The sequence below is a fragment of the Streptomyces sp. WY228 genome, assembly GCF_019287315.1.
Lineage (GTDB): Bacteria > Actinomycetota > Actinomycetes > Streptomycetales > Streptomycetaceae > Streptomyces > Streptomyces caviscabies.
The window spans coordinates 7,457,188-7,472,259 of record NZ_CP079114.1 but is presented as its reverse complement, the minus strand read 5'-3'; the positions used below and the strand labels follow the sequence as shown (position 1 = coordinate 7,472,259).

Below are 15,072 nucleotides of genomic sequence, written 5' to 3'. Positions count from 1 at the left end.
TGCCACGGTCAGGGGGCCAGCACGTGACCACAGAAAGCGCATCCCATCTCCGCCGTATCTCGGTCTTCGACGCCACGCTGCGTGACGGCGAGCAGGCGCCCGGCAACGCCATGTCTGCGCGGAGCAAAGTCACGCTGGCCCTGGCTGCCGAGGCGTACGGCGCCGACGTGGTGGAGGCCGGTTTCCCCGGCTCCTCCCCCGAGGACGCCGAAGCGACCCGGCTGATCGCCGAGGCGCTGACCACAGCGAAGTTCGCCACGTTCAACCGAGCCTCGACCTCCGACGTTCGGCAGTCCATGCTGGCCGGCGGCGCCCGCCCCAACCATCAGGTGCAGATCTGCGGCACCGGCAGCGACATCCACCTTGAGCACAAGCGCGGCATCACGCGCGCGGAGTCGGTCCAGGAGGTACGCGACTCGATCAGGCTCGCCGTGGAGATGGGCGCGACCGACATCTCGTTCGGCGTGGAGGACGCGAGCCGCAGCGCCAAGAGCCATGTCAGGGCGCTGGTCACCACCGCCGTCGAGTGCGGCGCGAGCACAGTCATACTCGCCGACACGACGGGCTGCGCTACACCCCGCGAGTACGGCGCCCTGTGCGCCGCCGTGCGGTCGTGGATACCCGACGAGGTGGTCCTGTCCACCCACTGCCACGACGACATGGGGCTGTCGCTGGCCAACGCCCTGGCCGGCATCGAAGCCGGCGCCGACCAGATCCAGGCGACCCTCGGCGGCATCGGGGAGCGGGCGGGAAACACCGCCCTTGAGGAGCTGGCCGCCGTGCTCGCCCACAAGGGCGAGCAGTTCGGCGTCACCATCGACCTACGGCTCGACCAGCTCTACCCCGCCTACCAGCTGCTCGCCGAGACCATCGCGCTGCCGCCGTACCGCAACAAGGCCGTGGTCGGCGTCAACTCCTTCGCGACGGAGGCCGGCATCCACCAGGACGGCATCCTCAAGAACCCCGTCAACTACGAGTACCTGAACCCGCACCGGTTCGGCCGTGAGCGGTCCCTGCTCGTGGGCCGGCACTCCGGCCGGGCGGTGCTGCGCTACCTCCTCACCCGCACCGGCATCGCCCAGGACGAGGCCCTCGTCGACGCGTTGTACGAGGAGTTCATCGCGTCGTCGCCCATGGGCGGGTGCGAGGAACTGGACGACCTGGCCAAGCGGCTCGCCGACCGCACCACCGCGCGGGCCGACACATGAGCCGTCCCACCACGCTGATCGACAAGGTGTGGGACGCGCACGTCGTCCAGCACCAGGACGGCGCCGACCTGCTCTACGTGGACCTGCACCTCATCCACGAGGCCACCTCGGCGCAGGCGTTCGCCGGGCTGGCGCAGGCGGGGCGCCAGGTGCGCCGCCCCGACCTGACGCTGGCGGTCGAGGACCACAACGTACCGACCGACTCGCTCACCATCGACGACCCGGTGGCGTCCCTCCAGGTGCGCACGCTGCGGCGCAACTGCGCGGAGTACGGCATCCGGCTGTTCCGCCACGGTGACGCGCGCCAGGGCGTGGTCCACGTGGTAGGCCCCGAACTGGGCGTCGTCCTGCCCGGGACGACCGTCAGCTGCGGCGACAGCCACACCTCGACCCATGGCGCGTTCGGGGCGCTGGCGTTCGGCGTGGGCACGAGCGACGTCGAGCACGTACTCGCCACCCAGACGGTCGCGCTGCGGCGGCCGGGAACGATGGCCGTCGAGTTCACCGGCCTGCCTCCCGACGACGTGACGGCCAAGGACCTGGCGCTCGCCCTGCTGGCACGGCTCGGCGCCAACGGCGCGCACGGGCACGTGCTGGAGTACCTCGGCGACGCCGTACGGGCGCTGTCGGTCGAAGGCCGGATGACCTTGTGCAACATGAGCGTAGAGGCGGGCGCGCGGGCGGGACTCGTCGCACCGGACGAGACGACGCTCGACTATCTGCGGCAGCGGCCCGAGAGCCCGCGGGGCGCCGCCTGGGAGCGGGCTACGGCCCACTGGAGCGGGCTGCGCACCGACGCGGGGGCCGTGTTCGACCGCACGGTGCGCATCGACGCGACCGCCCTGACGCCGCACGTCACCTGGGGGACGAACCCCGGGCAGGCCGTGGGCATCGGCGACCGCGTCCCCGACCCCGGCCGGTTCACCGGCGCCGAGCGGGCCGCGGCCCTGCGAGCACTCGAGTACATGGCACTGGCGCCCGGCACCGCGATGCGGGCCATCACGGTCGACACGGTGTTCATCGGCTCCTGCACCAACGGCAGGCTGGAGGACCTGCGCGCTGCGGCCGACGTGCTGCGCGGCCGGGCCGTCGCGCCCGGAGTGCGGATGCTGGTGGTCCCCGGATCGACGCAGGTGCGCCGCGCCGCGGAGGCGGAGGGCCTGGACGAGGTGTTCCTCGCCGCCGGCGCGCAGTGGCGCCTCTCGGGCTGCTCGATGTGCCTCGGCATGAACCCCGACCGGCTGCCCGGCACCCAGCGCTGCGCCTCCACTTCCAACCGCAACTACGAGGGACGCCAGGGCAACACGGCCCGTACCCACCTGGTGTCGCCCGCCATGGCGGCGGCGACCGCCGTCACCGGGCGCTTCACCTCGCCCGCCGACCTGGACTGACCGCCCGGGCGGTGCGAGCGGCGCACGGCCACCAAGCGAGAGAGCCCCCGACATGGAACCGCTCACCGAGCACACCGGCAGCTGCCTGCCGTTGCGGCGCAGCGACGTGGACACCGACCAGATCATTCCGGCGCGGCACTGCCGCAGTCTGACCAAGTCCGGTTACGCCGAAGCGCTGTTCGGCCACTGGCGCAAGGACCCCGGGTTCGTGCTGAACCGGCCGGAGCACCAGGGGGCGAGCATTCTGCTGGCGGGCCCCCACTTCGGCACCGGCTCCTCGCGCGAGCACGCGGTGTGGGCACTGCGGGACTGGGGGGTGCGCGCGGTGATCGCCGCCAGTTTCGGCGACATCTTCCAGCGCAACGCCCTGCGCAACGGCGTGCTCGCGGTGCGGTTGCCGGACGCGGTCGTGGACGGCCTGCTGGACCGCGCGGAGCTGGACCCCGCGGTCACGCTCACCGTCGACCTGCGCGGGCAGGAAGTGCGCGCCGACGGGAAGCGGTGGCCCTTCGAGGTCGACGCCCGGGCCCGTCGGCTGCTGCTCGAAGGGCTCGACGACATCGAGGTGGCCCTGCGCGCCCAGGACGCCATTGCCCGGCACGAACAGAACCGGCCCGACTGGATGCCCCGGCCGTCGGCGGCCGTGAGGCGCTGCTGAAGGAGGAAGCGAACCGTGCGACGCATCGCCGTGATCCCGGGTGACGGGATAGGACCAGAAGTCACGGCGGAGGCGCTGCGGACACTGCGCGCGGTGGCGCCCGACCTGGAGTTCGACGTGCTCGACCACGTCAACGCCGACAGGTACCTCGCTACCGGAACCGCGCTGTCCGACGACGACTTCGCGCGCGTGGCGAACTGCGACGGCGCCCTGTTGGGGGCGGTCGGCGACCCCCGTGTCACCAGCCCCGACTACGCGCGCGACGTCCTGCTCCGCCTCCGCTTCGAACTGGATCTGTACATCAACCACCGCCCGGCCCACCTCCTGCACGACCGGCTCAGCCCGCTGCGCGACCCGGTCCGCAGACCGATCGACTGCACGGTGGTGCGGGAGAACACCGAAGGTCCTTACGTGGGCGTCGGCGGCGCGCTGCGTGTCGGCACACCGCACGAGACGGCGATCGACACCGAGGTGAGCACCTACCGCGGGGTGCGCCGGGCCATGGAGTTCGCTTTCGCCCGGGCCACTCGGTCGGTGTGCCTGGTGGACAAGGCCAACGCCGTACCACACAACGGAACGCTGTGGCAGCGCTGCTTCCGCGAGGCGGCGGCGCTCCGTCCGGACCTGCCCACGCGCCACCTGTACGTGGACGCGGCGGTCATGCTGCTCGTGCAGGACCCGACGGCCTTCGACGTGATCGTGGCGAACAACGCGCACGGTGACGTGCTGAGCGACCTCACCGCGCAACTGGCAGGCGGCCCCGGCACCGCGGCGTCCGCGAACCTCAACCCGCAGACGGGCTACGCGCTGTGCGAGCCCGTCCACGGCTCGGCACCCGACCTCACGGGCACCGGCCGTGCCAACCCCCTGGCGGCCGTCCTCAGCGCCGCTCTGCTCCTGGACTGCGCGGGCCGCGCCGAGGAGGCGGAGCGGATACGCACGGCGGTGCGCACCGTGGTGCGGGACCTGAGGTGCACACCCGACCTCGGGGGCCCCCTGACCACCTCCGAGGCGGGGGCGGCCGTGCGGGACGCGTTGCGCTGACCCGGGCGGCACTCGGCCGGCGCAGTCGCCCTGTACGGCAGGGCGTCAACCGTGCTCGGGGGCAAAGGGCGGGCTGTAGCGGTCCACCTGCTCCATGCGGCGGACGTCGACGACCTCGCCGGAGGAGTCCAGGACAACCTCGGTCGTGCCCGGCCGGCCGAGGAAGCCCGTCAGGCTGGCGGACAGGCCGTACGCCCCGACGTTGGGCACGCTCAGGACGTCACCCGGCCTCGGCGCGGTCAGCCGGGCCGAGCGTGCGAGCACGTCGAGCGGTGTGCACAGCGGCCCTACGAGCGTGACTTCCTCCGTGGCCTCTGCCAGGCCGTCCACCTCGGGCTGCATCGCTGGCGTCATCAGCCGTCTGATGCCCGACATGCCGCCCAACACGTTCACCCCGGCGTCGAGCACCGCGTAGGTGGTGCCGCGACTCCGTTTGACGTCGAGCACGGAGGTCAGGAGCGTGCCACAGTCCGCGACAAGGTACCGGCCGGACTCGAAGGCGATGAGCGGATCCGCGGCTCGCCACCGTGGCAGCTCTCTGTCGAGGGCGCCCTCCAGCGAGGCGCGCAGACCACGATAGACAGGGCGGTTGCCGGGGGCGGCGAACGGCGCGGCGAAACCGCCGCCGAGGTCGAGCACGGACGGCTGGAGGCCGGCATCCCTGAAGGTGTCCACGGCGGTGCGCAGCACCGACTCGAACTCCGCGACCAGCGACTGCTCGTCGGCGATGCTGGTGGCGGAGAACAGGTGCGCCCCCACCGGTCGCGCCCCCGCCTGCTGCTTGAACATGCCGGCCTGCCGTGCCGTGTCCGCATCCGTCCCGAACTGCGACGAGCGGCCCGTCATACGCAGGCCGGTGCCGCCCGCGGCCGCCTGGCCGTTGAGGCGTACGAGACACTCGGCCTCTGCCCCGGCCCCGGCGGCCTGATCCGCTATGCGCCGCAGGTCGGTGGGGGACTCGGCGGAGAACAGGCGCACCCCGGCACGTATGGCGTCCGCGATCTCACCGGGCGTCTTGCCCGGCCCCGTGTACAGGCACTGAGCGGCAGGGGTGCCCGCCTGCACGGCTGTCGCCAGCTCACCGGCCGAGCAGACCTCCATGTGCAGACCCATGCCCCGCAGTTCACGCACCACGGCCGGATGAGGGTTGGCCTTGAGCGAGTAGTACAGCCGTGCTCCGCGCGGCAGGGCGGCCAGCAGATCGTGCGCGGCGCGGCGCACCCGGTCGAGGCGGTAGACGTACAGCGGTGTGCCGAAACGACGAGCGAGGTCGGTCATCGGGTCCACTGGGGTTGCACTCCCGGTTCTCTCAGCCGGGCCAGCTCTGCCCGGTCGATCTTGCCGTTGGGCGTCAGGGGGAGCCGGTCCAGGATCCGGCAGGTGTCCGGCACCTTGGCCTGCTCCAGCCGTTCCCGCAGTCCGGTGAGAACCTGCTCGGCGGTCACGTGGCTCGTCTCCGCGAACAGAATCAAACCGTGCTCACTGTCCGGGACGAGCGCCGCCGCGGTTATGACGCCGTCGATGTCGTGTGCGGCGGCCTCGACCTCCGTCGTGCTGACCCGTATCCCCTTGCGCTTGAAAATGTCGTCGCGGCGTCCGGTGAAGTAGAGGTAGCCGTCCGCGTCCACCTTGCCGAAGTCTCCGGTGCGCAGCTCGTACTCCCCTCGGGGCTGCGGTGTGAAGCGCCGCCCGGTCTGCTCCGGTGCCCGCCAGTACCCGGCCATGACATGTGGCCCACGGACCACGAACTCCCCCTGCAGGCCGGGGGGCAGTGCCCTGTTCTCCTCGTCCACGACGGTGACCGTGGTGCCGTCGAGCGGCCGCCCGGAGGAGCCTGGCCTCTCCAGGTCACCGTCGGGCTCCATGACGGACACACGCTTGCACTCGGTGATGCCGTACATGGCACACACCGCGGCGCCGGGAAAGGCGGTCCGCAGCGCCGCCGCGGTCTCCGCGGTCAGCGTCGCTCCGGTGTTGGTGAACAGTCGAATTCGGGGCGCCGCGGGAGCATCGCGCCGGGAGGCCAGCGCGATCAGCATGGTCGCCAACGAGGGTACGACCGGGACGATGGTCGCTCCCCAGGTGAGGATGGAGCGCAGCAGCACCGCGTCCTGGCCCTCGGGCACCAGTTGCAGTTCGCCTCCTGCCACCGCGCACAGCAGGGTCTGGTACAAGCCGTAGTCGAAGGAGAGAGGAACCCGACAGAACACGCGGTCCTCCGGCCGGTATTGCAGACGTGCCGCTATGGCACGTGCCGCGTACACCACCGCGCGGTGTGGGCACATGACTCCCTTGGGGGCCGAGGTGCTGCCGGAGGTGTACATCAGCAGCGCGAGGTCCGCCGAACGCGGTCCGGGGCCAAGCCACTCGACGCAGCCCCGGGATTCGTCCAGGGCTGCGGAGAGTGGAGCGGTGTATGCCCTGGACTGGGCGCGCAACCAGGCCAGTTCGTCCCCCGCCTCGCTCGCACCGGCCTCCACCGAACCGAGTACGAGCACAGGCTCCGCGTCGGAGAGCACGGACAGGAGCTGGAAACGGCTCAGCGCGGGGCTGACGGGCACCAGGACGGCACTGATCCGCGAGACGGCATAGAGGAGGACGACGACGGACACGGCGTTACGGTGCCGGACGAGCACGCGGTCACCACGCTGCACGCCACTGTCGGCCAGCCACTGGGCCAGCCGGCGGCTCGCGCGGGCCAGTTCGGCGTAGGTCAGCGACCCGCCGTCGTCCCGTACGGCAGGCATCGACGGGTGGGCCGCGGCCGTGGCGTCCAGCAGGTCGTGCATCGCCTCGGTACCAGGACCGTACGGACCGGTGCGGAACGACGCGGGGTCCAGGACGGACATCCGCCGGTCACCCGTCGACGGTCTGCTCGGCGACGACTTCGCACAGCGCGGCCCAGAGGCTGGCGACGGTCCGGAAGGTCTCGCCGGTCAGCCGCTCGTCGGGGAACGCGATGGCGTAGCTCTCCTCCATGTCCAGCAGCAGCCGGATGATTTCGAGTGAGTCGAGGCCGAGTTTACTCAATTCATGATCGGCCCTCAGTTCGACGGAGTCCCCGGCGGACAAATGACGCCGAAGTACCTCCTCGAACCGCCCGTCCCACATTCGACCGATGTCGGGTGTGCCGCCCGTCATTCTCATACCCACCCCGCCCACACCTTGACTTGGCGCGTGCCGCACAGGGCGGCAACGCGCAAGAAGCGATTTTCGTCCATAGGACCGTAGTGAGCGGCACTGAGGCGGGTCAAGCAATACAGAAATCCGTAAAACACCAGCATCCGGCCACCGGATCTCGGAACGATTTCATCGCGATCCGTCCAAGAGATCACGTGACAGGTTGACCGCGTTCGGTGACACCGGTATCGATGGACTGCTGACCAGACTCCCAGATGCCTCCGCGCCGTTTCGCACGCGCCGCCCTGTCCGACCTTCCTCCGTCCTGAAGGGCATCCCGTGATGACCCGATTAGCCGGGCTCCACCACCTCCGCCCCGGTGACCTGCTCAGCGGCTACCCCTGCGAGACGGCGGGGAAGGCACCCGGCGCACTGTCACCGCCGGCCTCCCGTCGAGTGACGGGCGAGGTCGAGGGCGACGTGGGTGACACACCGTTCGCCGTCTCCACGTCCCGCGGGCTGCTGCTGTGGAAGGGACGGCACTTCGAGCGCGTCACCCGGGGCCCGGCTTGCGGCCTGACAGTGCGGGACGGAGCGCTGTGGGTGTCCCAGCGGGCCGGGCGCCACAGCAATGTCCTGTCCGTGCACCTGAAGGGAGAGGACGTCGAGGTCGTCCCCCGCATCTGGGGCCTGCCCGGGGACGAGAACTGCATCGACTTCGTCGATGACGAGCTCTTGGTCACCGACCCCTCACGCAACCGAGTTCTCGCCTACCGGCTCAGCGACGACAGGCCTGCGGTGCACGCGGCGCACGCCGACCGCTCATTCCACCTGGACGAGCGGACGCCGCGTGTTCCCCTGCGCATCAGCGCGCTGTTCCGGCAAGGCCCGCTTCTGTTCGTCATGGTCGGCAGTGGTCGTCGGCGCGAATCCCGGCAGTGCGAGATCTGGGCCTTCGACAGCCGGTCCCGGCTGGTCGCGGTGGTCCCCGCGGGCAGCACTCACTGCCACGACCTGTTCTTCGACGGGGAGCAGTTCGTACTGTGCAGGTCACGGGAGGGGACGGTGGTGCGCGGCCCGCAGCCGGTGTACCGCGCGGACGGCTTCCCGCGCGGTCTCGCCGTGAGCGAGGACCGGGTGCTGGTGGGCGTCTCGACCTATGCCCGGTCCCGGATCGCCCGCGAGAAAGGCGCGGCAAGCGTCGAGTTTCTGGACCGCGACTTCAGGTGGCAGGGGCGGATCACGCTGCACCACGGCCAGATCCGGAGCGTGCGGTTACTGTCCGGAGACCTCACCACCAGCAACGCGGAACGTCAGACAGCGACTCGGCACACCAGGCATCCCGCCGGCCGCGGCCTGCCGAGCCACGACGAGGACGCACCCGCGGTGACGGTCATCCCAGCACAACCGAGCGATCGAGGAGCATGAGCGAGCCGGTCGCGGTCAGCAACCGGTCGTTCGCGTAATTGAGGCTTGCCGCCCGCAGGTCACGGAAGGTCCGCTCCACCGGAAGTGACGATGTCTTGGAGTAGCCCGCGGCGAGCCCCGCGAACTGCACCATGCGGTCGGCGGCCTGGTAGGTCAGCTCGGACGCGGCCACCTTGAGCGTGTTCAGATGAATCTGTACGACCGTCTCGCCCAGCGACCGGTTCTCCACGCGCGCCGCGCTGACCTCCTGCTGTACGCGGTTCAGATATCCGCTGGTCAGCTCCAGGTCGATACGGATTCGGGCCAGCCGTTCCCGTACGAGCTCGGAGTCGGTGTCGGGGCCCCGCCGCCGCGGTCCCCGCAGGCTAGCGATCAGCTCACTCAGCGCCGCGCGGGCAGCCCCCAACCAGCAGGCGGACCAGCCCAGATGAGCCATGGGGATCATGGACTCCACCGCCACTTCGCGGAATCCCCCGGAGCCGCCGACGACCTGGTCCGCGGGGACCTCACCGGACAGCCGCACCCCGAGGCTCCGCGTCCCGCGCATGCCAAGCGTGTTCCACTCCCCGGTCTCGGTGACCGACAGGGCGTCCCGGTCGGCATACACCAATGACACCGCGTGGGCGGGCATGTCGGCGCTCTCCTTCATCGTGATGAGGAAACCTTCGGCGTCGGACGCCCCCGTCACGACCGGTGCGTCCCGTTCTATGCGCAGCCGGCCGCCATCACTCACGCTCAACGGCGCTTCGGCAGAGAGGAGATGACCCCCTTTTCCCCGCTCGGTCGTCACGGAGGCGATGTACAACTCGCCGCGGGCGACGCGGGGCAGCACGCGTTCACGCAGCTGAGGGCCGCCGAAGCGAGCGATGGCATCCGTCTGCTGGCAGTGCATGACCCAGGCGAGGGCCGTCGACAGACAGCCGCCTCCGAGGACCTGGGCCACGTCGACATAGGAGTCCAGGCCGGCGCCCGCTCCGCCGTACTCGGTCGGCACCACGAGACCCAGCAGACCCGTCTCGCGGAGTGCGGCGAAGCTCTCCACCGGAAACCTCGCCTGATCGTCCACTTCCGCCGCGTACTTGCGCAGCACGTTCACGGCTGTCAGCGCCGCGTCACGACACAAGTCACTCATCGCTGCCCTCTTCCCTGCCCCGCATAGGCATTTTCGTACGCGACGCATTCACTGCCTCGGACGGCGAGAAATTCCACGGCCCAGGGAATGCCCAAAGCGAAAGAATCAGATGTCGGTGGGCAGCTTAATGGTGCCTTCCCCCGCACCGTCAAGAACCTTCAGCCTATGCTGCATGACCCTGGATATGCTGCCGCGGACGCGAACCGACTGCTAGGCTCCCGTGTCCGAGCCAGCGCCTTCACACGGCTTTTCTTCTTTCCCATGGATGTGGACACCGACGACGGTGAGAGATACGGAGGCAACATGAACGACGACCGGCAGAATGTGGTGGTCGCCGGTGGCGCCGGCTTTCTGGGGTCACACCTGTGTGAACGCCTGCTGAGTGAAGGCCGACGCGTGGTGTGCGTGGACGATTTCTCCACCGGGAACCCGGACAACATCGCCCAACTGTTGACGGACGAACGCTTCCGCCTGGTGAAGCAGGACATCTGTGCCGGCCTGGAGATCGACAGCCCTGTGGACGCGATCGTCCACCTCGCGTCACCGGCCAGCCCGCAGGACTATCTGCGCCTGCCCGTCGAGACGCTGCGCGTGGGTTCGGCCGGCACGCTGGCCACGCTGGAGCTGGCCAGACGGACGGGCGCACGCCTCGTCTACGCCTCGTCCAGCGAGGTGTACGGAGATCCGCTCGTCCACCCTCAGGACGAGACGTACTGGGGCAACGTGAATCCGCTTGGTCCGCGCTCGGTATACGACGAGAGCAAGCGGTTCGGCGAGGCGGCGGTCTCCGCCTACGTCCGGGAGCACGGTGTCGACGCGTGCATCGTCCGGTTGTTCAACACCTACGGGCCGCGCATGAAGCCGGACGACGGGCGCATGGTGCCGAACTTCGTCGTCCAGGCCCTGGAGGGCAAACCTCTGACCATTTACGGGTCGGGGCGGCAGACGAGGTCACTGTGTTACGTCTCCGACACCGTGGAGGCCCTCCTGCGCGCGGTCGGCAGCGACCACCCGGGGCCGATGAACCTCGGCAACCCGGTGGAGATGACGGTCCTGGAGGTCGCCGAGCTGATACGAGACCTCACCGGATCCACGTCCGAGATCACGTTCCTGCCCGGCATGCAGGACGACCCGCAGCTTCGCCGACCGGAAATCGGCCTCGCCCGCCAAGTACTCGGCTGGCAGCCGGAGGTAGCCCTGCGGCACGGCCTGGCCGAGGTCATCTCGTCGTTCAGGGACGTGCGGGCTGCACGGCTCCCTTCCTCGGGCCACCCCTGAGCCCGGGCGACCCCGGGGGTGAAAGAGAGTCCGCCCGAAGAGGTGAGCCGATGGCCGAGCGGACCGCCTGGCGGATCTACGGGGACAACGGCTGGTGGAGCGCGTCAGGTATGCGCGGAGGCCGGACCAAGAACGCGAAGGCCAGGCCGCCTGTCCACGATGACCGGGTCCGGTTCGACTTCACAGCCGACGGGCCGAACCGGTTGTGGCGGCGATCGGCTTTCCCCACGCCGGCGGAGTGCGGGTGAACATGATGTACCCCACCGATTTCTCCTGCTGGACCAGGCTCAAGGACTTCGCCGGCTACGAGCCGGTCGGAGCGATCGAGCCCGAACTGCGGGGCGTGTCCGCCTTCATCGGCATCGTCAATGGCGCACCGTTCGCCCCCAGCGGCTGACAGTGCGAGCAACTGGAGCGTGCCGTGGAGGCGGCTCCGCGGATGGCCCTCGTCCTGGCTCAGTTGGGCCGGGAGGACCGGCGCAACCTCTACTACGACGACCCCACCCGGAAGTCGCCTGGGTCGGGGCCACCGCGGAGTGGATGCAAGCCAGCTACCTGGAAGTCAACGCCCGCTCACGGTTCATCCAGTACGCCTGCTCCTGCGCCGACGGCACCATGCCCGGGAACAAGCTCGGCCGGCGAGCAGCGCGCGCAGCCATCGATCTTCGCGTTGCCCGATACGTTCGGTATCGCTTCGCCAGACGTCGCCGTGGCCTTCGGTCCACAGCCTGGTCCAGGGCTGCACACCGAGGGCGGCCTGGACCCGGACGTACACAAGGTCACGGCCGCCGGGGCAGCACTCTCCGCACACCTCAGCCCGCACCGCGCTCACTGCCGAGCCCCATCGCCATGACCCGCTGACCCCGGTCAAGGACGCTGGTCCCCAACTGGTCCCCAGAAATGATCAAGGGCTGGTTTCGGATTACTCCGAAACCAGCCCTGACCTGCGACTGTCTCCAGTCGGGACGACAGGATTTGAACCTGCGACCCCTTGACCCCCAGTCAAGTGCGCTACCAAGCTGCGCCACGTCCCGCCGCGTTTCCCCCCGGTTGTCCCGGGCGGCTGCGCAGGACAAACATTACCTCACTCCGAGGACCGTATCGACGCGCGTGCCTGTTGGGCGCGGGCGGCCAGCCCCTCGGCTCCGCAGGTCATCGCCTGCTTCTGGGCACGGGCCAGCTCCCGGTGCGATCCGATCGCGATCCCGTAGTCCACCCGGGCGAGGGCGTGCTCATAGGCGGAGGAGGACTTCTCCAGGTGGCCCACCGCCTCGGCGAGCAGTTGCGCGGAGCGCTCCGGGGGTGCGAAGAGGGCGACGCAGCGCAGGGCCTCGCCCAGGGCGGTGGGTGTGCCGAACCGTTCGGCGTGCACCCGGTTGCGGGCGGCGAGATGCGCCGCGCGGGCCGGGTCGTCCTCGGCCAGGGCGCGCGCCAGGTCACCGGCCCAGGGAGCCCAGATGCCGTTGAAGCGTTCGCGCGGCTCCAGTGCGGCGCCCGCCGCTTCCAGCTCGGCGATGGCGTCCTCCTTGCGACCCTCCGCCAGCAGCAGGCGGCCCCGCACGCACGGTCCGTCCGGCAGCACCATGGCACTGGGGTAGGGCGGGCCGAAGTCGTACCGGTCGGCGATCTTGCGCGCCTCGTCGGTACGTCCGCGGGCCAGCAGGGTGTCGATGAGCAGGCAGGCCGCGTCCCAGTGCACGGGCAGTCCGGAACCGACACGGTCGGCGAGGCGGAGCCCTTCGCGCAGGAAGCCCTCGGCCTCGGCGAGGCGGCCGCGACGGCGGTGGACCATGCCGAGCAGGGTGTGGGCGAACGCCAGGTGGGCCCCGCTCCAGCCGGAGATCTCGAAGGCCCGGACCGCTTCGCCGAAGAGGCTTTCGGCACGGTCCAGCTGGTCGACGAAGGTGTAGGTGATGCCGACCATGGTGGGCAGTTCGAAGCCCCACTCGGAGTCGGTCCAGCCGAGGCCCCGGGCGGGGCTGCCGTCGACCAGGGCGCGTTCGCAGAGGTCGACGATCAGCTGGGCGTTCTCACCGCGCAGCATGGCGTCGAAGGCCCGCAGCGTGAGCAGCGCCCGCTCAGCGTTGTCGCGGCCCTTGAGGTGGTCGGCGTTGCGGGTGAGCCGCCGGGAGCGGGCCGGTCCGTCGTCCTCGGCGGCCTGCATGCCCTCCCACATGAAGTGCGCCGCCTGCAGCCGCATCAGCCCGGGGCCGGGCGCGGTGCGCGCCGCCTCGGCGGCCAGCGACAGCGCCGCGTCCTTGAGCTGGTTGTTGTGGGCGAGCGCGGCGGCGAGCCGGAAGGTGGCGTCGACCCGCAGCCCGTCGTCGAGCCCCGGCATGTCGAGGGCGGCGCGCAGGTGCTGGACCGTGGTGGGCGGGGAGCTCAGCAGCGTCGCACAGCCCAGTTCGTAGAGGAGGGCAGCCCTGTCCTTGGGACGGGGCGGCTCCTCCAGGGCCCGCTCCAGGCAGCGCCGGGCCGCCTCGGGCGCGCCGACGGCGAGGTGCTGGCCGGCGGCTTCGCGCAGCTGCGCGACCAGTTCCTGGTCGTCGTCCGGGTGGACCTCCAGCAGGTGCCGGGAGGCCGCGGCGGCGCCGAGACCGGCCCGGGTGATCGCCCAGGCGGCGCGCCCGTGCATGGCGGTGCGGGTGGCCGGCGGGATCGAGCGGTAGACGGCGGTCGCGATCAGCGGGTGGACGAACTCCAGCGGGTCGAAGCCGCTGACGATACGGGCGTCGCGCAGCCTGGCCGTGCAGTCGGCGGCCTCCGCCGAACTCATTCCGGCGAGCGTGGCGGCCAGCTCCTGGGAGATGTCGGTGCCGAGCACCGCGGCGGCCCAGGCGAACCGGTTGGCGTTCGTGCCGAGCCGCTCCAGCCGGGCGACGAGCCCGCTGCCCCGCGCGGACGCGCCCAGCTCGCGCAGTTCGCCGGCCGATTCCTCCACGGGCGGCAGTTCGCGGTCCTGGACCTTGGCGACCAGCTCGACCGCCTCGTACGGGTTGCCTCCGGTGACGGCCCACACCTCACGGCAGAACGGGTCGTCGGCGTGGTCGCCGAGGCCCGCGCGGACCAGTACGGCGGTGGCGTCGGGCGTCAGGGCCCGCAGGGCGACCCGGTTCACCGTGCCCTGGCCGCCGGCGCCGCGCTCGGCCTCACGGTCGGCGATGTAGTTGGCGTCGCGTTCGGCCAGTTCCTGCGGGCGGTGCGCCTGGACGACCAGGACCGGGAGTTCGCCGAGCCGGGCGGTGAACGAGGCCAGCCAGGCGAGGGATTCGCCGTCGGCCCAGTGCGCGTCGTCCACGATGAGCAGCAGCGGCCGGTGGCTGAGCCGGGACGCGAGCCGGCCGACGACGAAGTCCAGCCCGTCGCGCACACCTTGCGGGTCGGGCTGCGGGCCGCTCGGCTCGGCGAGCCCCAGGGCCGGCGCGGTGGTGTCGTACCAGTCGCCGAACAGCGCCCGGGTCTCGTCGGGCGGGAACTGGTCGAGCGCGGGCTGCAGCAACTGCCGTACGACGTGGAACGGTACGGAGGTGACGGTCTCGCCGCCACGGGCGGACCAGACGGTGCAGCGGTCGGCGGCCATCGCCTGGATCTCGGCGAGCAGCGCGGTCTTGCCGATCCCCGCCTCTCCGCTGAAGACCAGAAGCCCGCCGACGGCCTGCGCACCGCACAGGGCATCCACCGCCTCGGCAGCGGCGGCGAGTTCCGGTTCACGCTCGTACAACGGACGGGACGGCTTCATGCCCACCCTTCCCACAGAGGCAGTCTTCTTCGACGGTCGAGCCTAGTCGTGCGCGGGTGCTCGCCGACAGGGTT

The 15,072-nt window shown here is 70.7% G+C and carries 12 protein-coding genes and 1 tRNA gene; 7 read left to right on the top strand and 6 right to left on the bottom strand.

The features are described from left to right. Nucleotides 1-23: 23 nt before the first annotated feature. The 4 genes from KV381_RS32755 to KV381_RS32740 are packed head-to-tail and all read left to right on the top strand — an operon-like array spanning nucleotide 24 to nucleotide 4,301. The gene (locus tag KV381_RS32755; RefSeq protein ID WP_103537991.1) at nucleotides 24-1,208 is read left to right on the top strand and encodes a LeuA family protein; all 1,185 of its coding nucleotides are present in this window, start codon (nucleotides 24-26) and stop codon (nucleotides 1,206-1,208) included. Continuing rightward, nucleotides 1,205-2,599, top strand: coding sequence for a 3-isopropylmalate dehydratase large subunit (gene leuC / locus KV381_RS32750; RefSeq protein WP_103537992.1), 1,395 nt, complete (start codon nucleotides 1,205-1,207; stop codon nucleotides 2,597-2,599). The genes KV381_RS32755 and leuC overlap by 4 nt, the downstream gene beginning before the upstream one ends. A 52-nt stretch (nucleotides 2,600-2,651) precedes the next feature. Beyond that, entirely contained in the window at nucleotides 2,652-3,257 is a 606-nt protein-coding gene (leuD, locus tag KV381_RS32745; protein ID WP_103537993.1) for a 3-isopropylmalate dehydratase small subunit, read from the top strand. A gap of 15 nt (nucleotides 3,258-3,272) precedes the next feature. After that, on the top strand, nucleotides 3,273-4,301 hold the full coding sequence (locus KV381_RS32740) for an isocitrate/isopropylmalate dehydrogenase family protein (RefSeq protein WP_103537994.1): 1,029 nt from the start codon (nucleotides 3,273-3,275) through the stop codon (nucleotides 4,299-4,301). Between the two features lie 45 nt (nucleotides 4,302-4,346). Here KV381_RS32740 and KV381_RS32735 read toward each other — a convergent pair whose 3' ends face one another. From KV381_RS32735 to KV381_RS32725, 3 genes are read right to left on the bottom strand one after another with little or no spacing between them, the layout of a single operon-like run. Continuing rightward, a complete protein-coding gene (locus KV381_RS32735; protein WP_256995198.1) occupies nucleotides 4,347-5,579 on the bottom strand; it encodes a type III PLP-dependent enzyme in 1,233 nt (410 codons plus the stop codon). Next, a complete protein-coding gene (locus tag KV381_RS32730) occupies nucleotides 5,576-7,150 on the bottom strand; it encodes a class I adenylate-forming enzyme family protein (protein WP_256995197.1) in 1,575 nt (524 codons plus the stop codon). The genes KV381_RS32735 and KV381_RS32730 overlap by 4 nt, the downstream gene beginning before the upstream one ends. A 7-nt stretch (nucleotides 7,151-7,157) precedes the next feature. Then, nucleotides 7,158-7,412, bottom strand: a complete 255-nt coding sequence (locus tag KV381_RS32725; protein WP_103538014.1) for a phosphopantetheine-binding protein — start codon at nucleotides 7,410-7,412, stop codon at nucleotides 7,158-7,160. A 465-nt stretch (nucleotides 7,413-7,877) separates the two neighbouring features. Here KV381_RS32725 and KV381_RS32720 point away from each other — a divergent pair, with 465 nt between their 5' ends. After that, the gene (locus tag KV381_RS32720; protein ID WP_103537996.1) at nucleotides 7,878-8,849 is read left to right on the top strand and encodes a hypothetical protein; all 972 of its coding nucleotides are present in this window, start codon (nucleotides 7,878-7,880) and stop codon (nucleotides 8,847-8,849) included. Here KV381_RS32720 and KV381_RS32715 read toward each other — a convergent pair. Continuing rightward, nucleotides 8,815-9,945 (bottom strand): acyl-CoA dehydrogenase family protein, encoded by a 1,131-nt coding sequence (locus KV381_RS32715; RefSeq protein WP_256995196.1) that lies wholly within the window; start codon nucleotides 9,943-9,945, stop codon nucleotides 8,815-8,817. The genes KV381_RS32720 and KV381_RS32715 overlap by 35 nt on opposite strands. Before the next feature lie 339 nt (nucleotides 9,946-10,284). Here KV381_RS32715 and KV381_RS32710 point away from each other — a divergent pair, with 339 nt between their 5' ends. Both KV381_RS32710 and KV381_RS32705 read left to right on the top strand, forming a co-directional pair. Beyond that, the gene (locus tag KV381_RS32710; protein ID WP_103538015.1) at nucleotides 10,285-11,259 is read left to right on the top strand and encodes a UDP-glucuronic acid decarboxylase family protein; all 975 of its coding nucleotides are present in this window, start codon (nucleotides 10,285-10,287) and stop codon (nucleotides 11,257-11,259) included. A gap of 244 nt (nucleotides 11,260-11,503) precedes the next feature. Further along, complete coding sequence (locus KV381_RS32705) at nucleotides 11,504-11,656, top strand: hypothetical protein (RefSeq protein WP_181008127.1); 153 nt, start codon at nucleotides 11,504-11,506, stop codon at nucleotides 11,654-11,656. 563 nt (nucleotides 11,657-12,219) lie between these two features. Here KV381_RS32705 and KV381_RS32700 read toward each other — a convergent pair. Together KV381_RS32700 and KV381_RS32695 are read right to left on the bottom strand one after the other, a co-directional pair. Further along, nucleotides 12,220-12,293 (bottom strand) — tRNA-Pro (locus KV381_RS32700). Between the two features lie 50 nt (nucleotides 12,294-12,343). Beyond that, complete coding sequence (locus KV381_RS32695) at nucleotides 12,344-14,998, bottom strand: AAA family ATPase (RefSeq protein WP_030076542.1); 2,655 nt, start codon at nucleotides 14,996-14,998, stop codon at nucleotides 12,344-12,346. Nucleotides 14,999-15,072: the final 74 nt, after the last annotated feature.

Bases quoted from the DNA above. Each gene is read 5' to 3' on its own strand.
- KV381_RS32710 (WP_103538015.1), top strand. From the start codon at position 10,285: ATGAACGACGACCGGCAGAATGTGGTGGTCGCCGGTGGCGCCGGCTTT.
- KV381_RS32730 (WP_256995197.1), bottom strand. From the start codon at position 7,150: ATGTCCGTCCTGGACCCCGCGTCGTTCCGCACCGGTCCGTACGGTCCT.
- KV381_RS32695 (WP_030076542.1), bottom strand. From the start codon at position 14,998: ATGAAGCCGTCCCGTCCGTTGTACGAGCGTGAACCGGAACTCGCCGCC.
- leuC (WP_103537992.1), top strand. From the start codon at position 1,205: ATGAGCCGTCCCACCACGCTGATCGACAAGGTGTGGGACGCGCACGTC.
- leuD (WP_103537993.1), top strand. From the start codon at position 2,652: ATGGAACCGCTCACCGAGCACACCGGCAGCTGCCTGCCGTTGCGGCGC.
- KV381_RS32725 (WP_103538014.1), bottom strand. From the start codon at position 7,412: ATGTGGGACGGGCGGTTCGAGGAGGTACTTCGGCGTCATTTGTCCGCC.
- KV381_RS32735 (WP_256995198.1), bottom strand. From the start codon at position 5,579: ATGACCGACCTCGCTCGTCGTTTCGGCACACCGCTGTACGTCTACCGC.